Source organism: Leptospira yasudae, assembly GCF_003545925.1.
GTDB classification, from domain to species: Bacteria; Spirochaetota; Leptospiria; order Leptospirales; family Leptospiraceae; genus Leptospira; species Leptospira yasudae.
Genome location: NZ_QHCU01000001.1, coordinates 777,331 through 800,056 on the forward strand (window position 1 = coordinate 777,331; position 22,726 = coordinate 800,056).

20 protein-coding genes and 1 pseudogene are annotated in these 22,726 nt (G+C 46.0%); 5 read left to right on the forward strand and 16 right to left on the reverse strand.

What is annotated here, in order from left to right:
* The first annotated feature begins 50 nt into the window (after nucleotides 1-50).
* A complete protein-coding gene (locus DLM76_RS03825) occupies nucleotides 51-1,490 on the forward strand; it encodes a HEAT repeat domain-containing protein (protein WP_118964391.1) in 1,440 nt (479 codons plus the stop codon).
* A 15-nt stretch (nucleotides 1,491-1,505) separates the two neighbouring features.
* Here the strand turns inward: DLM76_RS03825 and DLM76_RS03830 are convergent, their stop codons facing one another.
* The 8 genes from DLM76_RS03830 to DLM76_RS03865 form a co-directional block, all read right to left on the reverse strand.
* A complete protein-coding gene (locus DLM76_RS03830; protein ID WP_118954876.1) occupies nucleotides 1,506-1,919 on the reverse strand; it encodes a response regulator in 414 nt (137 codons plus the stop codon).
* Nucleotides 1,916-3,814 carry an ABC transporter ATP-binding protein gene (locus tag DLM76_RS03835; protein ID WP_167450714.1) on the reverse strand — a complete coding sequence of 633 codons (1,899 nt, stop codon included), beginning with the start codon at nucleotides 3,812-3,814 and terminating at the stop codon, nucleotides 1,916-1,918. Before DLM76_RS03835 ends, DLM76_RS03830 begins: the two co-directional genes overlap by 4 nt.
* Entirely contained in the window at nucleotides 3,811-4,389 is a 579-nt protein-coding gene (locus DLM76_RS03840; RefSeq protein ID WP_118954875.1) for an anthranilate synthase component II, read from the reverse strand. Before DLM76_RS03840 ends, DLM76_RS03835 begins: the two co-directional genes overlap by 4 nt.
* Complete coding sequence (trpE, locus tag DLM76_RS03845) at nucleotides 4,389-5,810, reverse strand: anthranilate synthase component I (RefSeq protein WP_118964392.1); 1,422 nt, start codon at nucleotides 5,808-5,810, stop codon at nucleotides 4,389-4,391. Before trpE ends, DLM76_RS03840 begins: the two co-directional genes overlap by 1 nt.
* Before the next feature lie 86 nt (nucleotides 5,811-5,896).
* Nucleotides 5,897-7,060, reverse strand: a complete 1,164-nt coding sequence (locus tag DLM76_RS03850) for an acyl-CoA dehydrogenase family protein (protein WP_118954873.1) — start codon at nucleotides 7,058-7,060, stop codon at nucleotides 5,897-5,899.
* Between the two features lie 458 nt (nucleotides 7,061-7,518).
* Complete coding sequence (locus DLM76_RS03855) at nucleotides 7,519-8,226, reverse strand: YwaF family protein (protein WP_118964393.1); 708 nt, start codon at nucleotides 8,224-8,226, stop codon at nucleotides 7,519-7,521.
* Nucleotides 8,227-8,396: 170 nt separating this feature from the next.
* The gene (locus DLM76_RS03860) at nucleotides 8,397-9,578 is read right to left on the reverse strand and encodes an acetyl-CoA C-acetyltransferase (protein ID WP_118954871.1); all 1,182 of its coding nucleotides are present in this window, start codon (nucleotides 9,576-9,578) and stop codon (nucleotides 8,397-8,399) included.
* 186 nt (nucleotides 9,579-9,764) lie between these two features.
* Complete coding sequence (locus DLM76_RS03865; protein WP_241548189.1) at nucleotides 9,765-10,451, reverse strand: acetoacetate decarboxylase family protein; 687 nt, start codon at nucleotides 10,449-10,451, stop codon at nucleotides 9,765-9,767.
* Between the two features lie 388 nt (nucleotides 10,452-10,839).
* On the opposite strand from DLM76_RS03865, the gene DLM76_RS03870 reads away from it, so the two are divergent.
* Together DLM76_RS03870 and DLM76_RS03875 are read left to right on the forward strand one after the other, a co-directional pair.
* Nucleotides 10,840-11,625 (forward strand): acyl-CoA desaturase, encoded by a 786-nt coding sequence (locus DLM76_RS03870; protein WP_118954869.1) that lies wholly within the window; start codon nucleotides 10,840-10,842, stop codon nucleotides 11,623-11,625.
* A 19-nt stretch (nucleotides 11,626-11,644) separates the two neighbouring features.
* Nucleotides 11,645-12,259 carry a TetR/AcrR family transcriptional regulator gene (locus DLM76_RS03875; protein WP_118954868.1) on the forward strand — a complete coding sequence of 205 codons (615 nt, stop codon included), beginning with the start codon at nucleotides 11,645-11,647 and terminating at the stop codon, nucleotides 12,257-12,259.
* 140 nt (nucleotides 12,260-12,399) lie between these two features.
* On the opposite strand, the gene DLM76_RS03880 is transcribed toward DLM76_RS03875, so the two are convergent.
* From DLM76_RS03880 to DLM76_RS03890, 3 genes are all read right to left on the reverse strand, one after another.
* Complete coding sequence (locus tag DLM76_RS03880) at nucleotides 12,400-12,735, reverse strand: rhodanese-like domain-containing protein (RefSeq protein ID WP_118954867.1); 336 nt, start codon at nucleotides 12,733-12,735, stop codon at nucleotides 12,400-12,402.
* A 74-nt stretch (nucleotides 12,736-12,809) separates the two neighbouring features.
* Nucleotides 12,810-14,747 (reverse strand): ABC-F family ATP-binding cassette domain-containing protein, encoded by a 1,938-nt coding sequence (locus tag DLM76_RS03885; protein WP_118954866.1) that lies wholly within the window; start codon nucleotides 14,745-14,747, stop codon nucleotides 12,810-12,812.
* Between the two features lie 79 nt (nucleotides 14,748-14,826).
* Nucleotides 14,827-14,997 carry a hypothetical protein gene (locus tag DLM76_RS03890; RefSeq protein ID WP_118954865.1) on the reverse strand — a complete coding sequence of 57 codons (171 nt, stop codon included), beginning with the start codon at nucleotides 14,995-14,997 and terminating at the stop codon, nucleotides 14,827-14,829.
* 336 nt (nucleotides 14,998-15,333) lie between these two features.
* Here DLM76_RS03890 and DLM76_RS03895 point away from each other — a divergent pair, with 336 nt between their 5' ends.
* Nucleotides 15,334-15,783, forward strand: coding sequence for a DoxX family protein (locus DLM76_RS03895; RefSeq protein ID WP_118964394.1), 450 nt, complete (start codon nucleotides 15,334-15,336; stop codon nucleotides 15,781-15,783).
* Nucleotides 15,784-15,970: 187 nt separating this feature from the next.
* Here DLM76_RS03895 and DLM76_RS03900 read toward each other — a convergent pair whose 3' ends face one another.
* Together DLM76_RS03900 and DLM76_RS03905 are read right to left on the reverse strand one after the other, a co-directional pair.
* On the reverse strand, nucleotides 15,971-17,020 hold the full coding sequence (locus tag DLM76_RS03900) for a FecR family protein (RefSeq protein ID WP_118954863.1): 1,050 nt from the start codon (nucleotides 17,018-17,020) through the stop codon (nucleotides 15,971-15,973).
* Nucleotides 17,021-17,183: 163 nt separating this feature from the next.
* Nucleotides 17,184-17,732 carry an RNA polymerase sigma factor gene (locus DLM76_RS03905; RefSeq protein WP_118964395.1) on the reverse strand — a complete coding sequence of 183 codons (549 nt, stop codon included), beginning with the start codon at nucleotides 17,730-17,732 and terminating at the stop codon, nucleotides 17,184-17,186.
* Between the two features lie 108 nt (nucleotides 17,733-17,840).
* On the opposite strand from DLM76_RS03905, the gene DLM76_RS03910 reads away from it, so the two are divergent.
* Entirely contained in the window at nucleotides 17,841-18,674 is an 834-nt protein-coding gene (locus DLM76_RS03910; protein WP_118964396.1) for an LA_0442/LA_0875 N-terminal domain-containing protein, read from the forward strand.
* Between the two features lie 272 nt (nucleotides 18,675-18,946).
* Here DLM76_RS03910 and DLM76_RS21860 read toward each other — a convergent pair.
* The 3 genes and pseudogenes from DLM76_RS21860 to DLM76_RS03925 all read right to left on the reverse strand — a co-directional run.
* A pseudogene (locus DLM76_RS21860) lies at nucleotides 18,947-19,069 on the reverse strand (helix-turn-helix domain-containing protein); the annotation flags it as partial.
* 319 nt (nucleotides 19,070-19,388) lie between these two features.
* Nucleotides 19,389-20,312, reverse strand: coding sequence for a DUF1554 domain-containing protein (locus DLM76_RS03920; protein ID WP_158586026.1), 924 nt, complete (start codon nucleotides 20,310-20,312; stop codon nucleotides 19,389-19,391).
* Nucleotides 20,313-20,546: 234 nt separating this feature from the next.
* Entirely contained in the window at nucleotides 20,547-22,571 is a 2,025-nt protein-coding gene (locus tag DLM76_RS03925) for a hypothetical protein (protein WP_118954859.1), read from the reverse strand.
* Nucleotides 22,572-22,726: the final 155 nt, after the last annotated feature.

Genomic DNA, 22,726 nt, shown 5'->3' on the forward strand with positions numbered 1-22,726 from the left:
AACTTATGAATAGACCCTTAAGAAAAATTTTTACCGTTTAAAGGCTGCCCATGTCCTCATTTTTTAAAATTCGAAACGTATCGTTTTACGTTGTCCTTCTTTCTTCATTGAGTCTTTCCGGTCTGAAAGCGGAATCGATTTCAATTTCGAAACAAAACGGCGGGCTTGCGAAACAAGTCGACGCTCCTGACGACTCCGCGGAAACTCCTGGTTCGGGAGAATCTTCGACGGACGGAAATTCTTCCGGCGGTTTGAACGTGGACGATCCGCGAAATCTTACGGAGGAATCGGACGGAATTTCTTCGTATGAAAAAAGAAAACGAAAGGATCTCACTCCGAAAGAAAGACAAGAGATCGATTACGATCTTTCCCTCAAAAAAGGAATTCTGACCGTCTTCCGCGCGGAAGCGGAAAAACGTTATAAGGTTTTGGATCGGATCGCGCTCACTCATTCGATTCCGAGAGTGCGCGCCGCCGCCGTTTTAGCCATCGGTAGAATGGGAAAAGGCGGAGTAAGGACACTGCATCACGTCATCGAACGGGACGGAGAAGCGGTGAGACAGGCCGCCTACAAGGCGTTAGCCGATATCGGTTCCCCCTCTTCCTTGGATTATTTTTTCAGAGGAATCAAGTCGAACGATCCGGATATTCAGTTTTCCTCCTGGAGAGGAATGGGTAAAACCAAGGATCCTTCCGCTCGAGATATTTTGATCCGTCAGGGAATCCGTTCTTCCAGAACCGAAATCGTCAAGGCCTCCATCTTGGGTTTGGCCGCGTTTCAGGTAAACGACGACCTCAAACTATTCAAAACCTATTTGGAATCGGAAGATCCCGAACTTCAAAAGACCGCGATCGAAGCGTTGGGAATTCATAGAACCCGCGCTTCGCTTAGAATTTTGGAACAAACCCTCGAAACAAAACCGGAACTCGTGCGAAACATCATCGAGGCGATCGGCCAGAACACGAGTCTTTACGGAACCTATTCGTTTATTAGAATATTAGAAAGTTCCACTTCGGACGAATTGACTCAAAGGGTTTTGGCGCAGCTTTATCTGAGAAAGGCGTTTTATCAATTCGGAACGATTCAAGTCGAAGGAGGTTCTTCCCAAGAGAATCCTTATCCTACTTCGCGCAAGATGCGGAACCTAACCGTGGGAGAAGTCGGTAAGATTTTGAAGAAGAGCGATCGTCGTTTTATCCAAAAGGTCGGCGATAAATACGTGGAAGATCATTATTACCTTCTTCTTTTGGAATCCAAAAATCCGGAAAGTTATTATGAAACCTTTCAATCCTGGGTGTTCGGTCCGTATTTGAAAATCAGAACGATCATTGCTCCTCCGAAAGAGAAAAAGAAAGGCAAAGGCAAATATCGGAGAAAGGAGAACAAGTTCACTCCCGCTTCGGAGATGGAAGAGACCGACCCTGCCGCCAATCCGTCCGAAACGGAAAATCAACCTTCCAACGAAGGCGGACAAACTCCGGAGAATTGAGTTTAGAACGTTTTCTTAAAGAACGGATTCGAAGTTCGTTTTTCTTTTTAACGCGGTAGGAAGGAACACGACCGTTCCTTCCTTGAGCGGAACCTTAGGAACCATCCAACCGATTCCAGCAAACCAAGGAAGAATCGAAGCCGAAAAAAACATCACGCCGGGAAAATCGAAACCGGTGGTCGCGATGATTTTGTTTCCCTGATATCCGTCCTTGTGAATCCTGCGGATCATCCAAAGACCGGAAGTTTGCGTTTCCATCGTGATGTCCGTCACGATCGTATGAAATCGGTTCTTATCCTTGGAATAAATCTCCCAACCTTGGGCCGCGTCGATCGCGCGCACGGTTTCAAATCCTTTTTTTTCAAACCATACCTTGAGGTTGTTCGCGTAGCGGTCGTTGTCGTCCACGATCAAGACGCTTTTTTTCATGGTAATACTCCGTTATTAGCCGCAAATTGATTGTCCGAAAGTTTTCGGTAGATTCCGTTTTGCTCATATAAGGAATTGTGATTTCCCTCTTCCACGATCTTGCCGTTGTCCATGACGATGATCCGGGGAATGTCCTTGATCGTGGAAAGTCTATGAGCGATTACGAATGTAGTTCTGTTGGCGTACAATCTTCGGAGAGCGTCGCTGACGAGTCTTTCCGATTCCACGTCGAGAGCGGAAGTCGCTTCGTCCAAGATCATGATTTCCGGGTCGCGCAACAAAGCGCGCGCGATCACGAGACGTTGTCTTTGTCCGCCGGAAAGATTCAAACCCCGAACTCCGAGAATACTGTCGTATCCTTTGTCCATCTGTTTGATAAAGTCGTGCGCGTGCGCAAGCCTGGCCGCGCGGATCACGTCCTTGCGGGTCGCCCCCGGTTTTCCATAGGCGATATTATCCGCAACCGTTCCGTGAAAGAGAAAAATATCCTGAGTTACGATTCCTATCTTTTTGCGAAGATCGCCGAGGCTGATGTCGCGCACATCGACTCCGTCAAACTCGATCGAACCGGAGGTCGGATCGAAAAACCGCGGAAGCAAGTCCATGAGCGTGGACTTGCCGCAACCGCTGGCGCCGATCAACGCAATCGTTTCACCCTTTTTCACTTTCAGATTGATGTCTTTTAAAACGGCCGCATTGGTTCCCGGATACGAGAAAAATAAATTCTTAAATTCGATGCTCTGCGACAAGGGAGAAGCCGCGACTTTGCTTTCTTCGCTGTGATCTTCCGTTTCCAAATCGATGATTTCGAAAATTCTTTTCCCGGAAGCGATGGACTGCGTGATCTTTCCGACCATCTGGGAAAGCTGCGTAAGAGGTCTGAGCAGAAAGAGAAGCGTCAACAAGAAGGCCATGAATTCCCCTTGCGTGAATCTTCCGTTGTAGATCAAACTCGCGCCCGCGGCAAAAAAACCGAGAACCACGATCGAAGAAGTCAACTCGACGAGAGAAGGAGCGATCTGAAGATAAAACTGCCCTTTGAAGTTTCTTCGGTAGACGTTGTGATTGATCTTACCGAACTTTTCCTGTTCGTACGTTTCCGAGTTAAAAACGCGGATCACCTTGATTCCGGAAATCATCTCTTGGATGTTCGCGTTGAGATCGGCCATCTTCTCCTGGGATCTCGCGGTGGACTTGGTGATCTTTCTCGTAAACAACGTCACGGGAAGAATGATGACCGGAACCGTGAGGCATGCGATCAACAGAAGTTCCGTATTCAAATATAATAATACCATCAAGTGCGTAACGACGTAAAAGAAGTTGATCGTAGCGTCCCGAAAGTTGCTGGAAATCACCGCTGCCACGACTTCGACGTCGTTGATGATTCTACTCATCATCAAACCGGTCTTCTCCTTAAAGAAATACGTCAAAGGAAGAAGCTGATTCTTTTCGAAAAGTTCCTGCCGAATGTCGCGCACTGCTTTGTAACCTGCGGTCGCGATGCAGAAAACGGATAATAAATACGTAATCAATTTGAGAAGATACAAAGGCATCACGATGATGCAGATCGCCCAAACGACTTCTTTCGGTTCGAGACCTTTGGTTCTTCCGTTGACCCATTCCTTCGCGTCGATCAAAAGAAGTTTGGTTCGTTCGAGACCGTCCAAGGATTCTTCCCCGAATACTTTTTGTTTCAGGAGAATTCTCTGTTCGGGCAGGGTCATCTGCAGTTGAAAGCGTGTTTGTTTGTCGTTGCCGAGAGAATCGAATAAGGGGATCAGAGCCGTTAAGGAAACCGCGTTTAAGATCGCGGTTAACAACGCGAAGACGATTCCGAGCGAGAATCGATACTTATAACGTACGGAATACGATAGAAGTCTGAAAAAAAACTTCATAGCTCCTGGACGATTGAGGAAAAGTTTCTGACCAGATCCAGTCCGGCGCTGGTCATGATGGATTCCGGATGAAATTGAACTCCGTAAAGATGCTTTTTGGTTTTGTGACGAACGCCCATGATCACGCCGTCGTGCGTTTTGGAAGCGACTTCCAATTCCTTCGGCATACTTTCGGGTTGAATCACGAGAGAATGATAACGCGTTGCGACGAACGGAGAAGGGACTCCTCTGTAGATGTCCTTACCGTCGTGTTCGATCAAAGAAACCTTACCGTGCATGATCGAAGGTGCGGAAACGATTTTACCGCCGTGAACGAGACCGATCGCCTGATGTCCGAGACAAACCCCGAAGATAGGAAGTTTGCCGCCGAGTTCGCGGATCACGTCCAGACAAACCTTGGAATCTTCGGGACGACCCGGTCCCGGAGAAAGAATGATTCCTTTCGGTTTGAGTTCGTTGATTTCGTTTAACGTGATTTTATCGTTTCGATAAACTTCGACGTCGTTTCCGATCTGACAGAAATACTGATAAAGATTGTATGTGAAAGAATCGTAATTGTCGATGAGGAGAAGCATTACTTCCATTCTCCTTTGAGTCCGTTTCTCGCGAACTCCACCGCTTTCAAAAGTGCGGCCATTTTATTTTTTGTTTCTTCCAGTTCCGACTCGGCGACGGAATCGTACACGACTCCTCCGCCCGCTTGTAAGAATGCGGTGTCTCCGTAGAACACGATCGTGCGGATGATGATCGCGAGATCGCTTTCTCCGGAAAAAGAGATATAACCGAGCGCTCCCGAATAGATCGCGCGGCGTGTGGTCTCCAATTCGTCGATGATTTCCATCGCGCGGATTTTCGGAGCGCCCGAAACAGTTCCGGCCGGAAGAGTCGCGCGGATCAGATCGTAAACGGTTTTTTCCTCGTCGAGTTCGCCCGAACATTGACTCACGATATGCATCACGTGAGAATATTTTTCGATGACTTTGAAGTCGTTCACGCGGACGCTTCCCGGCATACAAACTCTTCCGAGATCGTTGCGTCCTAGATCGACGAGCATGATATGTTCCGCGATTTCCTTCGGATCCGCGAGAAGATTCTCTTCGAGATATTGATCCTCGCTCGCGTTCTTGCCTCGGGGACGGGTTCCGGCGATCGGACGCAAATACGTCTGATTGCCCGCGTATTTCACCATGATTTCGGGAGAACTTCCCACGATCGTGATTTCCCCAAGTTTCAGATAATACATGTAAGGACTCGGATTGACCGTTCTCAAGCCGCGATAGATTTGAAACGGAGAAACCTCCGGTTTAAATTGGAGCTTTCTGGAAGGAACGACTTGAAAGATATCGCCCGCCTTGATGTATTCCTTGGCGCGCTCCACATTCTTCTTATATTCCTCATCCGGAATATTCGGATTTAGTTGTAAAGTTCCGTGGACGGCTTTCGGATTTTTGATTTCATCGGGGATGACTCCGTTTCGGATTTCCTCTTCGATAAAATCGATTTTTTTGAGAGCGGCGTCGTAACATTCTCTGAGAGAATCGAATTCTCCGATCCTTGCGTTGACCACGATTCTTAAAACGTGATCGATATGATCGACCACGAGAAGTTCGTCGCAAATCGCGAAGTAACAATCGGGGGCGTTTTCATCCTCGGGCTTCGTATCGGGAATGTTTTCATAATAACGAACCGCGGAGAAGGACAAAAATCCTACCGCGCCGCCCGCAAACGGAGGCAAACGATAATCCTGAACGTAAACGTCGTCTCCGAGAAGATTTTCCAGAAGCACCAAAGGATCGTATGTGATGATTTCGGTCGCAGGTTCGTCGCCTACGGTGATATAAAAAAGGCCGTTCTTCCCTTGCAGAATCCGGGAAGGCGTTTTTCCCAGAAAGGAATTTCTTCCCAGCTTTTCACCGCCTTCGACGGATTCGAGCAGGAAAGAATTTTTTGACGATTCACATCCCCATTTTGCAAACAGCGAGACCGGGGTCTCCATGTCCAAAAAGACCTGTTTGAAAACGGGGATTAAATTTCCGCGCTCGGCTTGCGCGGAGAATTCCTCGAATGTGAGAGAATAGTCTTTCAGAGGTTCGGTCCCTCGATTCCCTTTCCGTCGGCGAGGAAACGAGAAACGATCATTCTTTGAATTTGCGAAGTTCCTTCGTAGATTTGGAAGATCTTAGCGTCTCTCATTAATTTTTCAACCGGATATTCGGTGTTGAATCCGTATCCGCCAAGAACTTGAACCGCGTCCGTACAAACTCTCATAGCCATATCCGCGCAGAACATCTTCGCGATGGAGGCTTGATACGTGTTTCTGAATCCGTTGTCGATCATCCAAGCGGCTTGATAACAAAGAAGTCTTCCGGCTTCGATATCGCGCGCCATTTCCGCGATCATAAAGGAAATTCCCTGGTTGTCCATGATCGGACGACCGAAGGTATTGCGCGTGTTCGCATAATTGATGGAATGTTCCATCGCGGCTCTTGCGACGCCGACGGCTCCGATCGCAACTCCGGGACGTGTGTGGTCGAAAGCTCCCATCGCGATTTTAAAACCTTCTCCTTCGCGTCCTACCATTTGCCACGCGGGAACTTTCACGTCTTCGAATGTGATTCCGCGTGTGTCGGAACATTTCTGTCCCATGTTGATTTCTTTCTTTCCCATGATGATGCCGGGTGATTTGGCATCTACGATAAAGCCCGTGATTCCTTTGTGGCCCGCGGACGGATCGGTTTTGGTAAGAACGAAAAACCAATCCGCGTAACCCGCGTTGGTGATCCACATTTTGGATCCATTGATGATGTATTCGTCTCCGACTTTTTTTGCGGAGGTGCGGATCGCCGCAACGTCCGAACCCGCGCCCGGTTCGGTTACCGCATAAGCGGCGAGTTTGAATTCTTCCGTCATAGGTTGAACGAATTCTTTTTTGATTCGATCGCTCGCTCCTAAGAGAACCGGGGCTAACGCGAGATTGTTTGCAAGGATTGCGGTCGCCATCGCGGAACAACCCCAGAATAATTCTTCACCGATGATAACATCGTCGAGTTCCGCCATTCCCGAACCGTTGAACTGAGGTTCGATGTGAATGTTCATCAGCCCGATTTCCCAGGCTTTCTTTAAGACTTCAATGGGATATTCTCCCGTATGATCGTGATGTTCCGCGCGAGGACGCATTTCCTCTTTCGCGAATTTTCGGGCGAGTTCGCGTAATTCTTTCTGTTCGCTGGAAAGGGCAAATTCCATTTTAATAGCACACCTTGGTCGAAATTGAACTCGTCCGATGGTTCCGGGCATCCCGCCTGGATCGCCGATAGCCGGTGTCTCATTTCCGGTACAGCCTCGAATTCGGTATTGGAACCTGGATTGAAGAGCTCTGTATGCAGGATTCGAAGGGAATCCTTTACCGTCAAGAAGGTACGAAAGCCAAATGCCTCGTAGAACTTGAAAGAAGGCTTCTATTCGCTGTAGGAACTCCTCGGAATTCCATTCGAGATTGTAGGAACTACTACCTGCGGCCGGATGAATTCGAATTCTTTCCTTCTTCGATTCTAACCTGAAGTTATCCCCTTTTCGGGGGAAATCCAATCGTTTTCAACACCGAAGTTGAAAATGTAGGAACTCCAACTTTTACGAGCCAAACCAGACGACCTCGTCGTTCACCGAAATTTGTAGGAACTCCAACGTTTCCTGCTGAAGGCCGGTCAATTCATCGAAAGTTTTAATGATTTGCGATTCTTAAAATAGAATGGCAAATACAAGAAAAAGAAGAACGCGGTTCCGATCATCTGCATCTGAATCAAATAGTAGGGCCAATCGCCGAGAAGATCAAGAGCGGAGCCTCCATTCGGTTTTGCCATCATATACCCGTAGTTTCCATCAAGCAGATAATCTATGAAGAACGCGGAGACGAAGAAAACCTGGGAATACAAAAACGCCCGTAAAATCGCCCAAGGGCGGGGCTCCAATTTCAAACCGAATACGATATACAAGGAAGCAATAACCAGTCCCGAATGCGCGATAAAAAAGATAAAGAAATAGATATGGGGAAAAGTAACCTGCAGATCGGGCGTTACAACTCCGTTGATCGATCCGCTCATCACCCAAAAATACGAAAGTTCGGCGAACGTTCGATTGTGTGTGAACAACGCAATGGAAGTTACGATCATCGACCAGTTGCAGAATTCCATCGGAAGGTCGTAGCGGATTTCCCAATGACCGGAATCGATCCGATAAATTACGTAGACGATATAATTTACAATCAGAATCGAAGCGATCACGAAACCGATTCTTTTGGAAAGAATTCCGGTTTTGTCCTTCTTCGCGATCCAAATCAAAACGAAGACCAAGAGCGCTGTTAGAAAGAGCAATCCGTAATGAAGATCGGATCCTATTTGAAATCGTTGTTCCATGATTGCAAAGACTTGAAATTCAATTCTTTTTTTGTTTTGGAGAGATCTGTCAATGTAAACAACAAGCGTTTCCTAAAACTAAGCTTCATCCAGTAAAAAAGCCCGGGGAACCCGGGCTTTTCGGCATAAACGGTAAGGAAGAATTCTTCCCACCGTAACGTTCGATTCTCTTATGCTTCCGGATTTTCCAGAACGAGAGCGATCCCCTGACCGCCTCCGATACAAAGAGAAGCCACTCCGTATTTCGCCTTTCTTCTCTTGAGTTCGTATGCGAGAGTGATGGTAACTCTTGCACCCGAAGCTCCAAGCGGATGTCCGATCGCAACCGCACCGCCGTTCACGTTGGTGATCGCAGGATCCAAACCGAGTTCTTTTTGAACCGCGAGATACTGAGCCGCAAACGCTTCGTTGACTTCCACTAAACTCATATCGGAAAGTTTCAATCCCGCTTTTTTCAGAGCGGCAGGAATCGCAAGTGCAGGTCCGATTCCCATCTTCGCAGGATCACAACCCGCATGACCGTAACCGCGAATGATCGCGAGCGGTTTTTTACCGAGTTTCTTGGCGTACGAAGCGGATGCAACGATCGTCGCAGCGGCTCCGTCGTTCAACCCGGAAGCGTTTCCAGCGGTGACCGTTCCACCGTCGCGGAAAACCGCTTTTAAGGTTCCGAGTTTTTCCGCACCCGCAGCGCCTTTGATAAATTCATCTTTTTCTAATGTAACCGGTTTTTTACCGCCGATCGTAACGGGAAGAATCTCCTCTTTCAAACGGCCTTCGTTCGTAGCCTTTTCAGCACGAGTTTGAGAAGTCGCCGCCCACTCGTCTTGTTCTTGTCTGGAAATTTTATATTGGTCCGCAAGATTCTCCGCGGTTTGACCCATGATTAAACCGACAAACTGATCGGTAAGACCTTGTTCGAGAGTGTCTTCGAATTCGGCGGAACCGTAGCGAACTCCCCAACGGGCGTTTCTTACAACGTAAGGCGCGTTGCTCATCGACTCGACGCCGCCCGCGAGAACCGCGTCCGCATCGCCGAGATAAATCTTCTTAGCGGCTTGCACGATCGCTTCCATGCCGGAGCCGCAAAGACGGTTCAACGTCAACGCGGGAACCGCGAGGGGAAGACCGGTTTTCAAACCGATATGACGCGCGAGGTAAATCGCTTCCTTACCGGTCGGAATTACGTTTCCGAAAATCGATTCGCCGATCGCATCCGGAGAAACTCCGGTTTTTTCTAAGATTGCCTTCGAAGCCAAAACTCCCAAATCCACCGCACTGAGGTCCTTGAGAGTTCCTCCAAAATTACCGAACGGGGTTCTAATACCGTCCAGGATGACCGCTTCTTCCATGATTACTCCTAATAACTCTAATATTCTAAATATTGAATGCGCTTACTTCGAGTCGATTCCGTTCGGTTTCGACTCCTGCGTTCGTTTCGGGTCGCGAGCCGTTTCACTGTTTCATTTTCCGCTAATCCGACGTTTTTTACTTTTGATCGAGGCCGTTTCAATCGATACGATATTTCATTTCCTATTTCAGTCCACCTTGCCCGCAACGGGAAACACGAGCTCGAATGGGTTCGCGTGAATTCCCGTTTTGAACATACCGCCTTTGATCGCGTCCGGGAACACGGCTTCGTCGCTCCAAATTTCTTGGATGGTCGCAATTCTTCCCTTGCCCTTCCCGACAAACCGAGTTTGTAGATATCCTTCGGGTGATTTTTGCAATAAGGTGTACGGGAGAATTTTTGTCGAAACCGGAAAGGAAAAACCTTTTGTCGCGATCGTAACACGGAAGAATTCTTTTCCGTTTCGATAAGCGGAAATTTTCGTAAGATTTCCTTCCTTCATCCAAACGAAGTCCGCTCTTTCTTTAGGAATCGCCCAATTGAGAATTCCCTCTTCGACCGATTTTTGACTGGAAACGAAAATTCTCGTGATTCGTTTGTAGGACTCGTCCTTGTATTCGAAGTTTCCGGGGATATAAAGAAGTTCGTAATATGGCCCGACATCGCTCGTCTCGTAGTTCACGAGCATCAGAGAACCGAGGCCGCCTTTATATTGTTTGGAATCTTCGTCGGAAAAGAATCCCATTTCACGGTTGTAATCTTTTTTGGCCCAAAGTGGGAAAAGAAATCCTTCTCCCTTTAAATCCCAAGGCGCGGGAAAATGTTGTCCCTTGTTCGCTTTGGAAGAACCGATTTGTGATTTTTGAGAAAGGATGGCGTTGTTGCTTTTACCGTTCGTTTTGGAAGGAGGGCCGGATTTTGCGGAGGCCTTCGCGGATGCGCCGGAGTTCCGACTTTTGGATTGGGTTTTTCCGGACTTCGAGGCCGAACCGCGTTTCAAAGCGGATTTGGAAGTGGGAGTTCCCACAGATTTCTTTTTTACAGCCTTTTTTGCTACCACCGATGCCACCTAAAAATAGAAAGAAACCTTCGAAATAAGGCGATTCTACCCGTTTTGTCTTTTCTTCCAAATCCTCAAAAAAAGCCAATTTTGGAAAGTAGGAATTCTTTTCCTTTTTCTCTTTACTTAATTAACAATGTTCGTTTATTTTGGTCATAATGAACATTGTTCACTGAAGAGAAAAAACAAAAGGAGGCCCCTTATGGTCCCCATTTTAATTTTATTTTTTGCCCACTGGTTCGGTTCGGTTTTCGCCCAAACCTTCTTTTTACACAGATACGCCGCTCACGCGATGTTTTCGATGAATCGTAAATGGGAGCGGTTCTTCCATTTCTTAACGATGGTTCTGCAAGGACCTTCTTATTTGAATCCATACGGATACGCGGTTCTGCATCGAATGCACCATTCTTACAGCGACACGGAAGATGATCCGCATTCTCCCCATTTTTCCAAGAATGCGTTCGATATGATGATCAAAACGAAAAAAATCTACGACGACTTCGCGTATGACAGAGTTCCGGCAAACCCCGAGTTTACACGGGATTTTATTCCTCGCTGGAAATCGATCGATCTACTCGGTCAAAATTGGTGGTTTCGGATCGGATTCGGCTCTTTATACGCCTTCTATTACATTGCCTTCGTTCCGGAAGGACAATGGGCTTGGTATTTGCTGCTCCCGATTCATTGGCTGATGGGACCGATTCACGGGGCGATCGTGAACTGGGGAGGACATAAATACGGCTATCGGAATCATTTTAAGACAAAAGACGAGTCTAAGAATATGTTACCGATCGATGTTTTAACCATGGGAGAATTGTATCAGAACAATCACCACGGTCACCCGACTTCCCCGAACTTCGCATATAAATGGTGGGAAGTGGATTTTTGCTTTCAGATCATGAAGGGGTTGCATAAAGTTGGGATCATAAACATAAAACGAGACGTTTGGACGACTCAGGGAAGGGTTCCGGTTTCCAAAGCGGCTTGATCCGAGTTTAGAATCAAAGATGACAACTGCAGTTCGACACAAAAGAAGATCCAGAAACAGCCTAAACCGGGAAAACATCGTACAAGTTGCGATGGAGATCCTACAGGAAGAAGGAATCGAAGGTCTTTCGATGAGAAAGATCGCCGAAAAATTGGACTGCAGCGTCGCAAGTCCCTATTCTCACTTTAAGAGCCAAGAGGAAATCATCCAGGTTCTCATCGCAAAGGGAGAAACCGAACTCACGCAACTTCTCCGAAACGCGCAGAGGAACGGGAACAACGCGTTCGAAAAATTGGCCGGAATCGCGAGAGCGTATTGGGACTTTTCTCTGAACAACAAGGAACTGCACAAGGTGATGTTCAACACCGTTCACGGTCACATGCACCGCAAAGCGTTTCCGAGTTTGCCGACAAGCTATCGCGTGTTTTTGGAAACGATCCGCAACGGATGCGCTAGCCACGAATTCAAACTTCCGAAAGCGGAATATCCTGCCATCGCGAGAATGATGTGGGGTTGGATGTACGGTTTGATGGTATTAGATTTAACGAATATGCTCAAACGTCGCCGCGGCGGAAAAGACGATCCGTTGGACGAAGGCTTTTTATACTTCCGCAGAATTCTTCTCGGCGAATAAACGAAAATCTCCGTAAAACGATCGACCTCATTTTATTAGATCGGATTCGATCTTGAAATCCTTTTTCGGGCGGCTTCCTGCGGCCCGATCCGTTAAACGGAAACCTCGGAGAAAACGCAAGAACCGCGCTTTCAAAAAGACTAATATTTAGCGAGTGAAGGGTCCACTTCGTCCGAATACAGAAGAATGCCGCCTTCCACGTTATGCACCTTTGCAAAACCGGATTGTTTTAAAATTCCGCAGGCCATTCCCGAACGTCCGCCGGAACGGCAATAGACGATCACTTCCTTACCGGATTCTTTCCAAGGATTGATTTCGCCGACGCGGTTCGGGAGCTCGCCGACAGGGATTAAAAGATCGGTTCCTTCGATCGTACTGATTTCCACTTCGTTCGGATTTCTTACGTCGAGTAAAAAGAATGAATCCTGTCCCGCTTTTCTCAGATCCAATCTCGTTTTTAATTCTTTCGGTGTCATAAGACGGTGTTCCTCAGTTTAAAGATAAAATATAAGTTTCGACAAACGGATCGAATTTCCGCCCCATCCGCAGATTAGACTGTCCCTGAAAGTTCTTCCAATTCCAATTGAAGCGATTCCCATTCCGAAGTCAAACGAGCAATTTCGTTTTTTGCCTCGTTGAAATTATCCAGTTCCAATTGATAACTGCGATTCTTAAAAAAACCGGGATCGGCCAAAACTTCTTCCAGATTCTTTTTGGACTTTTCCAAAAGTTCGATCTTAGCTTCGATCTGTTCCAGATCTTTTTGTATTTTTTTAATACGATTTTTATCGGCGTTCTTTTTGGAACGGGTTTGTTGACCGTCCTCTTTTTTCGCGGAACCGTTTCCGTTCTGCATTTTAGAAGGAACCGTTTCTTCGAGATTGTATTTCAGATAATCCGCAAAACTGCAGTTAAAATCCCGAATCTGTCCTTGATCCACGGAAATCGTGCGGTTGCAAAGATCCTTTAAAAATTCGGGGTCGTGCGAAATGATCAAAAGAGAACCTTCGTAGGCCATAAGCGCTCTTCGTAAATTGTCGCGAACGACCAAATCCAAGTGGTTGGTAGGTTCGTCCAAAAAGATCGAGTTGGTAGGAAAGCGAACAAGAAGGGCCAAACGAAGACGGCTTTGTTCTCCCCCGGAAAGAAGACCGGTTTGTTTGTAAACAGAGTCGTCCGAAAACGAAAAATAACCGAGAAGACTTCGCGCCTGTTGTTCGGTCAGATCAGGATACGCACCCATCACCGTCTGAAGAAGATTTTTGGAAGGATCCAGTTCCTCGTGATGGTTTTGGGAAAAGTAACCGATCTTCGTTTTCGGTCCGTAATAAATCTTACCCGAAGTTAATTTATGAATTTCTAATAAACATCGTAGGAAGGTGGACTTACCGGCGCCGTTCGGACCTACGACCGCGATCTTATCTCCCGCTGAAATTTCGAGATTCGCTCCGCTGAAAACATACGGAGGTTTTCCCGAATAGGAAAAAGCGCCGTCTTCGATCCTTGCGGTGATTTTACCGGAAGAGATAAAGTTGAATTGATAATCCGACTTCGAGTTCCAGAAGGATTCTTCCGGAGCTTCCACCTTATCCCTTTTTTCGAGTTTCTTGATCGCGGATTGAACTTGTCTCGCCTTGGTCGCTTTCGCGCGAAACCGTTCGATCCATTCCATTCTCTTTTTGAGATAGGATTCTTCCTTATCGTATTGAGCCTGAAGTTTTTCCTGAAGTTCGTTCTTGTGTTCGAAGTATTCTTCGAGAGTTCCGCGGAATTCGATCACGCCGGAAGGAGAAAGTTCGGCGATCGTATCGCAGGTTGCGTTTAGGAATTCGGGATCGTGCGTCACGAGAACGAAGGATTGTCCCGTGGAATTCAGATAATCCGCGAGCCATTGTTTGGACGCGTTGTCCAAGTGGTTGGTAGGTTCGTCTAACAACAATAAGTTGCCCGGATTCAAAAGAGTGATCGCAAGGCCGAGACGGTGTTGATAACCGGGAGAAAATTCCCGAACCTTCATCTCCATTTGAGCGTTTGAAAATCCCAATCCGCCCAAAACCTTACGCGCTTTGGATTCGAGTTCGTGAACCCCGTAAGTGAACGCGTATTCTTCCAAAGAACTCTGTTCGTCCAAAAGTTCGGTGAATTCTTTCGAGTCGTGCGAGATCGAATCGAACTTACCGTTGATTTCGTTCAATCGCTCGGAATATTCTTTATAATGTTTATGTTTTGCTAATGCAGTATCGATGACCTTCGCTTCTGGATCGAAGTCCGGAATCTGTTGGAATATGGAGATTTCGGTGTTCTTGGACTTGGCGACGCTTCCGCTATCGGGAACGAATTTTCCTTCCGCAATCCGAAACAAGGTGGATTTGCCCGAACCGTTCGGTCCGACCAAACAAACGCGGGACCCGGGTTTGATATGCCAGGAAAATCCGTCGAACAGAACTGCCGACGCATACTGGTGTTTTATGTCGATGAATTGAAGCAAGGATTGGGGAATTTAGAAAGATCGAAGAAGCAAGGGCCGGGTTCCGTCGAAAACCGACGGACCGGAAAAAGGAATGAAATTATTTCTTACCCTTAGCTGCGAGTTCTTCCAATCTAGCATTCAAATGCAGGATGTATTTGCTGGAACTGCCGTTCATCTTTTCTTTAGAAGTTTGAAGAGCCGCGTTGATCTCAGCAACGGTCATTTTATTGATCTTTTTGTTTTTCTTTTCTTGTGTTTCTTCGGACATAGGTTTCCCGCCAAATAATCTAATGCCAGATTTTTAGAATTGGGGCGTTTCGACAACGATTTTAAGGGAGAATCCTCCGGATTTCCGCAGAGCTTTACACAAACGAATCGGTTCAATGAAGAATGCCCACCCATTAAGAACTCGACGTGTCGGCTATCTATAGGTCCGCACGATGCAAATGATGATAATTCCTAATTACGAGATTCAAGGATTGTTTATAAATGGGACATAATATTTAGGAGTTCCCACACTTCCGTTTCCGAAACAAGAAGTCCTCGCTTTTTTCTTTCGGGAAACTTCGGCAAAATATACAACGGACATTCTTCGGAGTCGAACATGATCCACCGCTTTTTTTTTACACGAGAATCTCTTGCACCGCTTTTTCTGCGGATCGGTCTTGCAATTTGCATTTTCCCGCACGGCGCTCAAAAACTTATGGGATGGTTCGGCGGCGTCGGTTACGAAGCTTCGATGGATTTTTTAGTGAACACGGCGGAATTTCCGGCCGCACTCGCTTTCTTAGCGATCGTTTCCGAGTTCTTCGGATCCATCGCGCTCGTATTAGGACTCGGCACACGATTGGCCGCATTCGGAATCACATGCACATTGGCGGTGGCCGGATGGACTCACAGAGAAATCGGTTTCTTTATGAACTGGTTCGGCAATCAAGGCGGAGAAGGATTCGAATATCACATTCTCGCGGTCAGCATGGGCCTCTCTCTCTTGCTATTCGGAGGGGGAGCCTGGTCTGCGGATTCTTGGGTTTATGATCGCATTGACGATTGATCAAAAATTTAGAATATTCTAATCTTCTCAAATCCCAACACGTAAATTTCGGCACGCGAGTCGGACACTCCTGACTTTCGACGCGTTTTGTTTTCGATCGGTCGCCGTAAAAAGAATCTCCGTACAATAAAAAAGCCGCTTGAAGAAACTTCAAACGGCTTCGATCGACAAGCGATTTAAACTTAGATCAATACTTGATCTTATCCACCGCATCTTCATCCAGGATGTAAGAACCTTTCAGAGTTTGAACGACCAGTTTCCCTTTTTTCTGGGAAACGACCACCCCTCTCAGTTCTCTTCCGTCTTTCATGATGATATGTTCGATGCTGAGATCGTAGATCTTGCTCAATTCTTCTTCCGTTTTAGCGGTTTTCAGATTTTGCACGTCGTTCAGAAGTTCGCTATCGAGAGTTCCGAGATTCTTCTTCATATCCTTATATTCAGGAAGTGTAGAATTCACTTTGGAAAGATCGATCGATTCCACTTCTCCGTCTTTATTTACGGTTACGAGTTTAGAAGCTTCTAAGATATACACTTTCTTGGATGCGTTCAGAGAAGTAACTTCAACGGCGCCGTCCGCTACGAAGACTACGGATTCGCTTTCGGATGCGTTTACTTCAAACGAAGTCCCGCGAACCGCTGCGACCGCAGACGGTGTCTCCACGTAGAAGTTGCTTCCTTTTTTCTCTTTCTCGACTACGTTCAACAATCTACCGGCTGCGAGATTCATTCTAATTTGAGAACCGTTGTTTTCTCTCAGTTCTTTCAGGATCAATCTACTGTTTTCTTTAACGCGAATTACGCTGGAATCCGTTAAGCCGATGTCAACCGCTCCGCCCGCTTCGGTAAGAATGATATCGGATTCATTCAAAAGATCGCCTTGGTGTAACTTGATTTCCACATCTCTCATTACGGAAGCCTTACCTTTTACAAAGACGACCGCCGCTTTCAGAGGAGTTCCTTGAACAATTTCCGGTTCAACTTTCGGATTTCTTAGGCTAAACCAAGCTCCTCCAATCGTAAGTAATAATACGGCCGCTGCCGCCAGCCATGCAGTTTTTGGAAAATGCAGAATTTTAGTATCAGTCGGAACACTCATTATTTTGTCCTCCACGATGAAGCGGGGCTTCATTCCGACCCAGTTCGGATCGAATGCCGGGAGTTGAGATACAGAGTCCTTTTCTCTAAGGAGCCGCGCGTATCCTTCAAATTCGGGAGTATTTATTTTGTTTTCCATATTCATGCTTCCCGGGTCTGCAATTCAAGCCGTCCCGCTTCCTGTTTGTTAAACAAACTATAGGAGTCAATTTGACCTTTTTTTTTCCATTTCTGAAATTTTTTTATCACCAGTAGTCCGAATTGATTCTTTTTCAAAATATAAGACGGTAGGAAATAATACCTTATATATAGTTTCCCGGTTGAAAACCTATTTTTTTGCCTTCTTGGGCAAGCGCCTTCTCTGCTCTTTCGATCAACCTCGAAACACCGGAGATACTCATTCCGAGAATTTTAGAAATTTCATCCAGTTTCAGGTCCTGCTGATACCGTAGCAACAGGGCCTCTTTGTATTCCGGGGAAATGGCTTCCAAAAGGGAATCCATAGTACTTTTAACATCCGATTGGTCGAATTTTTCCATTACGGACGATTCCGGACTTGGGGATTTGGACGCAAAATTATTACCGGTATCTTCGCCGACTAAGGAGACATTTCTTTGATAATAGGATTTTGCGTGGTTAATAATTAAATTCCGCGCGATTCTAAAGAGAATCATCCTACAAGAAGTAGGATCGGGAAGATCCTTATTTTCATAATATCGAAAAAAGTTTAGAAACGAATCGTGCAGGATGTCTTGTGCAGAATTTTCGTCGTAGAACGATTTTTTTATATAATGAAATAAATCATCTTTGTTGTGGTTGTAGAGCTTTTCTAACTCGGGTGTGTGTGCCACAGTAATGAGGATCGCCGATTCCTACTTGTTTTTTCAAGCAAAAAGATAATTTCTTGTAGAAAAGATGAATCATAAAATTTCATGATTAGGAATCGGAATTATAATTATATGTCTCGAATATCTAAAATCGTAGCCTCTTCGGGAGTTTTATTTCTTGTTTTTACGATTTCACTCCCTCTGGCAGCCAGTACAATCACTCTGAAAAACGGTAAAACCCTTCAGGGTAAGATCGTAAATCAATCGAGAACCGAAGTTCAGATCGAAGTGAACGGAAAAGTGCAAACGATTCCTAAAACGGAAATTTCCGAAATCAATCTGAAAGATCCTAAAAAAGAAGAAACGAAGAAAGTTATAACTAAGCAAGAAACAAAAACGGAAGAAACGCCGACACCTTCCACTTGGAAAGAAACGAAGTGGACCATTACGGCGAGATCCGCCGTTCTCCCAGGCTGGGGACAATGGAAAGTCGGTCAAAAGAAATGGGCCGCGATCAGCTTAGTGCTGTTTGCCGGAGCCGCTCTTTATGCCAATAATGCAAGAGAAAAGGCCGCTACGGAAGAAAACGTATATAAAACGAATTCCATTGCAATCACGGCGCTTACGTTCTCGGATCCGAACTTAAATCCGGTAACTTCGGACGAAACCGTTCGAACGACTGCACTGGTTACGAGAGTCTTAACCACTGCGGCGGCAACGAATCCTTATTTCAGCAATTACGACCGCGCAACTTCCCAATATAACCAAGCACAATGGCTATTAGGTGCAATTTATGGCTTACAGCTGATTCACACGTTCCTGTTTGCAAGGGATTACGAAAAAATGCAGGCCGCGCTTTCCGATCCGAATCCCGAAGGCTGGAAATTTACCGCTTCGGTCATAAAGAGCCCGGTCAACGGTTTGACGGAAATCACACCGTCAGCCGTTTATACCGTAAAATTCTAAGATTCTTTTAAAACTTCTTTGCAATAGGGGCGGAATTTCGTTTTCAGAAAATCCGCATCGTTGCAATCGTTTAACCTATGTTACTCGAAAAGCGGCGCTTCTCAAACCGCCGCGTATTTATCCAGATTCGCGATGTGTGCTTTCCGCCTTCGATCAAGCCGTATTTTCGATTCATTCTTTCCGGTTCTCTTTGCAAGAAAAAATCCTTTCCATCGTTCGAATCGTGCCCTCCCCCGTTTCCTCGAAGATGACCTTGTTCCCTTCGAGGATCGTTTCTGCTTCATAGGAAGAACTTTCGCTTCTTGTAATACGTTTAAGTGCCGTGATATCGCGGGCGGATTCATCTTGAAGTTCTGGCTGATCGCGGTCGAAGTAAGTTCTCCGTTCTTGGCGATTCATTTCACGATTACCCTTCTTGTATCCTCCGCAAGAGGGGCAAATGCGTTCATACATGCGCCTTAAACCGTATTCTTATTGAGTAAATACTTAATTAAGAATAACGAAAATTCCCTTACATTTTTCGGCGGGCATTTCCGTTTTGCTTCGTTAAGGAAATATTGAATCGGACATCATAAACAGACCGAGTTCAGAATCGGTTGAAAGGAATGGAATCGCAGAATCCATTCTACGTTCGATAGAGGTTACTGAGGGTCAGAAATCACGATTCGCATGAAAGTCAATAAATCTTGCGACCGACTAGAACGCTGGCAGATTTTACTGACGGATACAGATCAAGCGCGCGGGCGTAGAGCAACTGAAATAATAACTTGCGATCGCTGACGAACTCGTTGAGTTCGTTACCCCGTTGTAACCGAAACCGGTAGCACCGTCCGTATACGTCGTACAAGTATAAGAACCGCCCACCGGATCGAAAGAAGCACTCCCGATTCCTGTCCAAAAACTCAACGCGGAAGCATCGCTGCTATGATTGATGCTCGAGTTCAATGGAAACGTAAAGATCGCGCTTCCCGTTCCGATTCCGTTGCTGGTCCCGGTCGCAATGTAATCACCTTCCGGTGCGGAAGCGCTGTACGAAAAATAACGAACTCCGACCTTTAACGGCCAATCGGTTTCCAATACACCGCCGGACTTAGTCGGGTTTCGAACCGTATCGATAGCCAACAAAGCTTTGTATTCCGAGGCAGCTCCCGGTAAAGCGGAAGGTTTCTCCGCCTGGCACTTTGCGTCGGCTCCTGCAACACCGCCTAAGTTCCCGGTAAATCCCGGTCCGGTTACGCCCGGTGTGGAAGAATTGCTGGCAAGAAAAATGCAGCGATCTCGATCCGTCACGTTGAACTTCAACGCATACACTTTCGAATCGGAAACACGGGTTGCATTAAGCGTCATCGTATCGTCCAAACAATCATTATCAATTGCGGTGATCGTAACGTTCGCGGTATTCGAACCGGAATACGTAAAAGTCGCGGGAGAAATCGTGGGGCCGCCGGCTGTGTCCGCCCAGGCGAAATTAAACTGCTCTATCGAAGCCGCCCTCGTTTTTAACGTAAGCGTAACCGACGTGGACTGTCCTTCGCTCAGTGTTGGAAATTTGGTGGAGTCGAATGGGCTGTCGTCTACGGGAAGAATTGCGGGAAGAATATTTGCGATCAATCCCACCCCGCCTTTGGAGAGGTCCATTTCGATTTTCTCCGCTTGGCTGCAGGAAAAAAGGATGAAAACTAAAAAACCAAAATATTTAATCCGAACGAACGACATGTCTTTGCAACCTTTCTATTTGAGAGAATTCTTCCGAAATTCTCCCGTCCTCTTTACAGAGTGTAGAATCAATCTATCTTAGAAAGTTTGAATTGAAAACAGAATTTTCGCCCGACTAACAAAATTTAAATCAAAGTCGTATTAAAATCTGCCATATTAAACGGAAATTTTTTCTTTCCCTTTGACCTTCGAAATTTCTTTTCGAAAATTTTCATACGGATCTTCGTTTGCACTTTCGGAAGAGGCGCCTTTACCGGCCTTGCCGGACGTCGCTCCCGGATCCGGTTTGGAAGCGAACCAAGAATCCAAATACTTCAAAGCTCTGGAAATTTTTTCGTTTTGAAATTCCTCGTCTTTGTTTCTGAGTTTGAATTCTAAGTTCTTCTTTTTTTCGGACAAGACTTTATGGATTTCTTTCGCACGAGCGCGAAACGCTTCGTCATCCGGATACATCACGATCGAATCGTTCTTATCTCCGGCCGGATCGGAAAGCAGTACGAACTTTTCTCGATCGACGATTTGATGAACCACATCGGAAGAAGTTCCGGGAACTTCAAAGAGAACGTCCTTTAACAAAGGGGGAATCATCTTTTGAAAATAATATTGATTCAACGCATCGGATACTTTCGATTTTTGTTCGAGCGCTTTGATTCTTTCTTCTTCTTTTAATTTTTCCTGAATCTTACTTTGTTCCGACTTCAAAACGGCTTCGCGGTTTTTGGATCGCAAAAAGGATTGTTCGGATCGGATCTTTTCCTTTGCCGATTGAAAGAACATATCCTGTAGCAGTTTTCCGATTCCAAAAAAATCCAGAATCGCGAAATACCACGGAAAGTATTCCACGTATCCTTTCCGAAGAACCTTTCCGTAACTTTTAACGAATTCTCCGTCTTTGAATACGGCCCGCAGCGCGTCTTCGTTGAGTTCGATCAAGTTTCGAATGCTTAGCACTTTCCATGCTTCGACCGAAGCGACGGTTGCCAATGACTTGATGACGGACTTAACCGTTTCGACGTCGATCCTCATAAAAGAATGCATCGTCACGCCTTTCGTTTCCCATGCGGAATACGCAAGATGCATGTCTTCGGTAAAAAGTTTTTTCAACTCTGCGGGAAAGGTTCTGAATTCTTCATCGGGAATGAATAATACGAGTTTATCCCATCGTCCTGTTTGTTTAGCGAGATGATCGCTCATTTCGTGAAACCGATTTCGAATCTGTTCGTGATACGAAAGTCCGAGAGAATTTTCGATTTCATCCCCGAGACTTCGAATCAATTCCACTCCCATCAACTTGCGTTTTTGTTTTCTCTCGGGATCGGAATCGACGACCTTTTCGATCGCTTCGGCCCTCTTTCTTCCGAAAGAAGTCGTAGGCGTCGCCGACGGATCGTTTGCATGAAGCCGTTCCTCGTGCGAAATCGTATTGAACGCGTCCGATAAAGCCCACTTGTATTTCGGAAATATCTTCTTAAAATGAAACTCATCCACGAGTTCGAATAAGCTCTGAAGTTCTTTGGACTTTACCGTAAGATATCCGAACTCCGGTATTTCCCGGATTCTTCCCTTCTTGATCAATCCGTCCGTGATTTCGAACAACATGTCTTTTACGTAATCCGAATTTAACGGAATGCTAATATACGGAGGTTTGAAAAAATTTTCCGGATTGAAGAAGAGTTTTAACTTCGATGGATTCTCCCCTTTAAAATCCGCCTCTAAATCCTCCCATAAAACTTCCTTTCCGAGAACGGGTCTGCTTTCCAAATAGGAAAGAATCGAGTTGATCGAAAGATCGATGAGAGAAAGATAAATGCGCGTGAGATCTCCGAGTTCCGCGTCGGGATACGCAACGTAACAAGGTTTGAGTTTTAATTCGGAAGTTGCGGGATCGATATAGAAATACGCGAACTGAAGAGCGACTCCGTCTTCCAGAAGACGTTTGATATGAAAGACGACTTCGGCGGTGGTAAGTTCCGCGGCTTCGGGAACTCTGGACTCCACTTGGAATAAGTTTTGAGACTTCGCGTTTTTGTGATTCGTCTGCGAAACTACCGCCTTATAAACGGAGTGCGTAAGCCTATCGTTCAGATAGTAACTTACTACTTCGTTGATCTTTTTAACTTTTAAAAAGTTTGGCTGCGTTTGGTTTCCACCCAACGCTGGATTTAAGGCCGGCTTACTCATCGCCTCTCCACTGTTAGACTATCTAGATAATTTTCAGATTTTTCGGAAGGCTTTTCGTTTAATGGTAACTTCAGTTTTTTCATCGGATCTGCGAAAGGAAAGCAAATTTCCAAGTTTTTTTCAGATTTGATTCTCTTGACTTCTCGCATAGGCGA

What these genes read in the sequence shown, in the direction of transcription:
- DLM76_RS03890 (WP_118954865.1), bottom strand. Translation starts at nt 14,997, where the DNA reads ATGTCCGAAGAAACACAAGAAAAGAAAAACAAAAAGATCAATAAAATG.
- DLM76_RS03835 (WP_167450714.1), bottom strand. Translation starts at nt 3,814, where the DNA reads ATGAAGTTTTTTTTCAGACTTCTATCGTATTCCGTACGTTATAAGTAT.
- DLM76_RS03910 (WP_118964396.1), top strand. Translation starts at nt 17,841, where the DNA reads ATGTCTCGAATATCTAAAATCGTAGCCTCTTCGGGAGTTTTATTTCTT.
- DLM76_RS03920 (WP_158586026.1), bottom strand. Translation starts at nt 20,312, where the DNA reads ATGGACCTCTCCAAAGGCGGGGTGGGATTGATCGCAAATATTCTTCCC.
- DLM76_RS03840 (WP_118954875.1), bottom strand. Translation starts at nt 4,389, where the DNA reads ATGCTTCTCCTCATCGACAATTACGATTCTTTCACATACAATCTTTAT.
- DLM76_RS03875 (WP_118954868.1), top strand. Translation starts at nt 11,645, where the DNA reads ATGACAACTGCAGTTCGACACAAAAGAAGATCCAGAAACAGCCTAAAC.
- DLM76_RS03850 (WP_118954873.1), bottom strand. Translation starts at nt 7,060, where the DNA reads ATGGAATTTGCCCTTTCCAGCGAACAGAAAGAATTACGCGAACTCGCC.
- DLM76_RS03855 (WP_118964393.1), bottom strand. Translation starts at nt 8,226, where the DNA reads ATGGAACAACGATTTCAAATAGGATCCGATCTTCATTACGGATTGCTC.
- DLM76_RS03830 (WP_118954876.1), bottom strand. Translation starts at nt 1,919, where the DNA reads ATGAAAAAAAGCGTCTTGATCGTGGACGACAACGACCGCTACGCGAAC.
- trpE (WP_118964392.1), bottom strand. Translation starts at nt 5,810, where the DNA reads ATGGAGACCCCGGTCTCGCTGTTTGCAAAATGGGGATGTGAATCGTCA.
- DLM76_RS03860 (WP_118954871.1), bottom strand. Translation starts at nt 9,578, where the DNA reads ATGGAAGAAGCGGTCATCCTGGACGGTATTAGAACCCCGTTCGGTAAT.
- DLM76_RS03900 (WP_118954863.1), bottom strand. Translation starts at nt 17,020, where the DNA reads ATGGAAAACAAAATAAATACTCCCGAATTTGAAGGATACGCGCGGCTC.
- DLM76_RS03895 (WP_118964394.1), top strand. Translation starts at nt 15,334, where the DNA reads ATGATCCACCGCTTTTTTTTTACACGAGAATCTCTTGCACCGCTTTTT.
- DLM76_RS03870 (WP_118954869.1), top strand. Translation starts at nt 10,840, where the DNA reads ATGGTCCCCATTTTAATTTTATTTTTTGCCCACTGGTTCGGTTCGGTT.
- DLM76_RS03825 (WP_118964391.1), top strand. Translation starts at nt 51, where the DNA reads ATGTCCTCATTTTTTAAAATTCGAAACGTATCGTTTTACGTTGTCCTT.
- DLM76_RS03925 (WP_118954859.1), bottom strand. Translation starts at nt 22,571, where the DNA reads ATGAGTAAGCCGGCCTTAAATCCAGCGTTGGGTGGAAACCAAACGCAG.
- DLM76_RS03880 (WP_118954867.1), bottom strand. Translation starts at nt 12,735, where the DNA reads ATGACACCGAAAGAATTAAAAACGAGATTGGATCTGAGAAAAGCGGGA.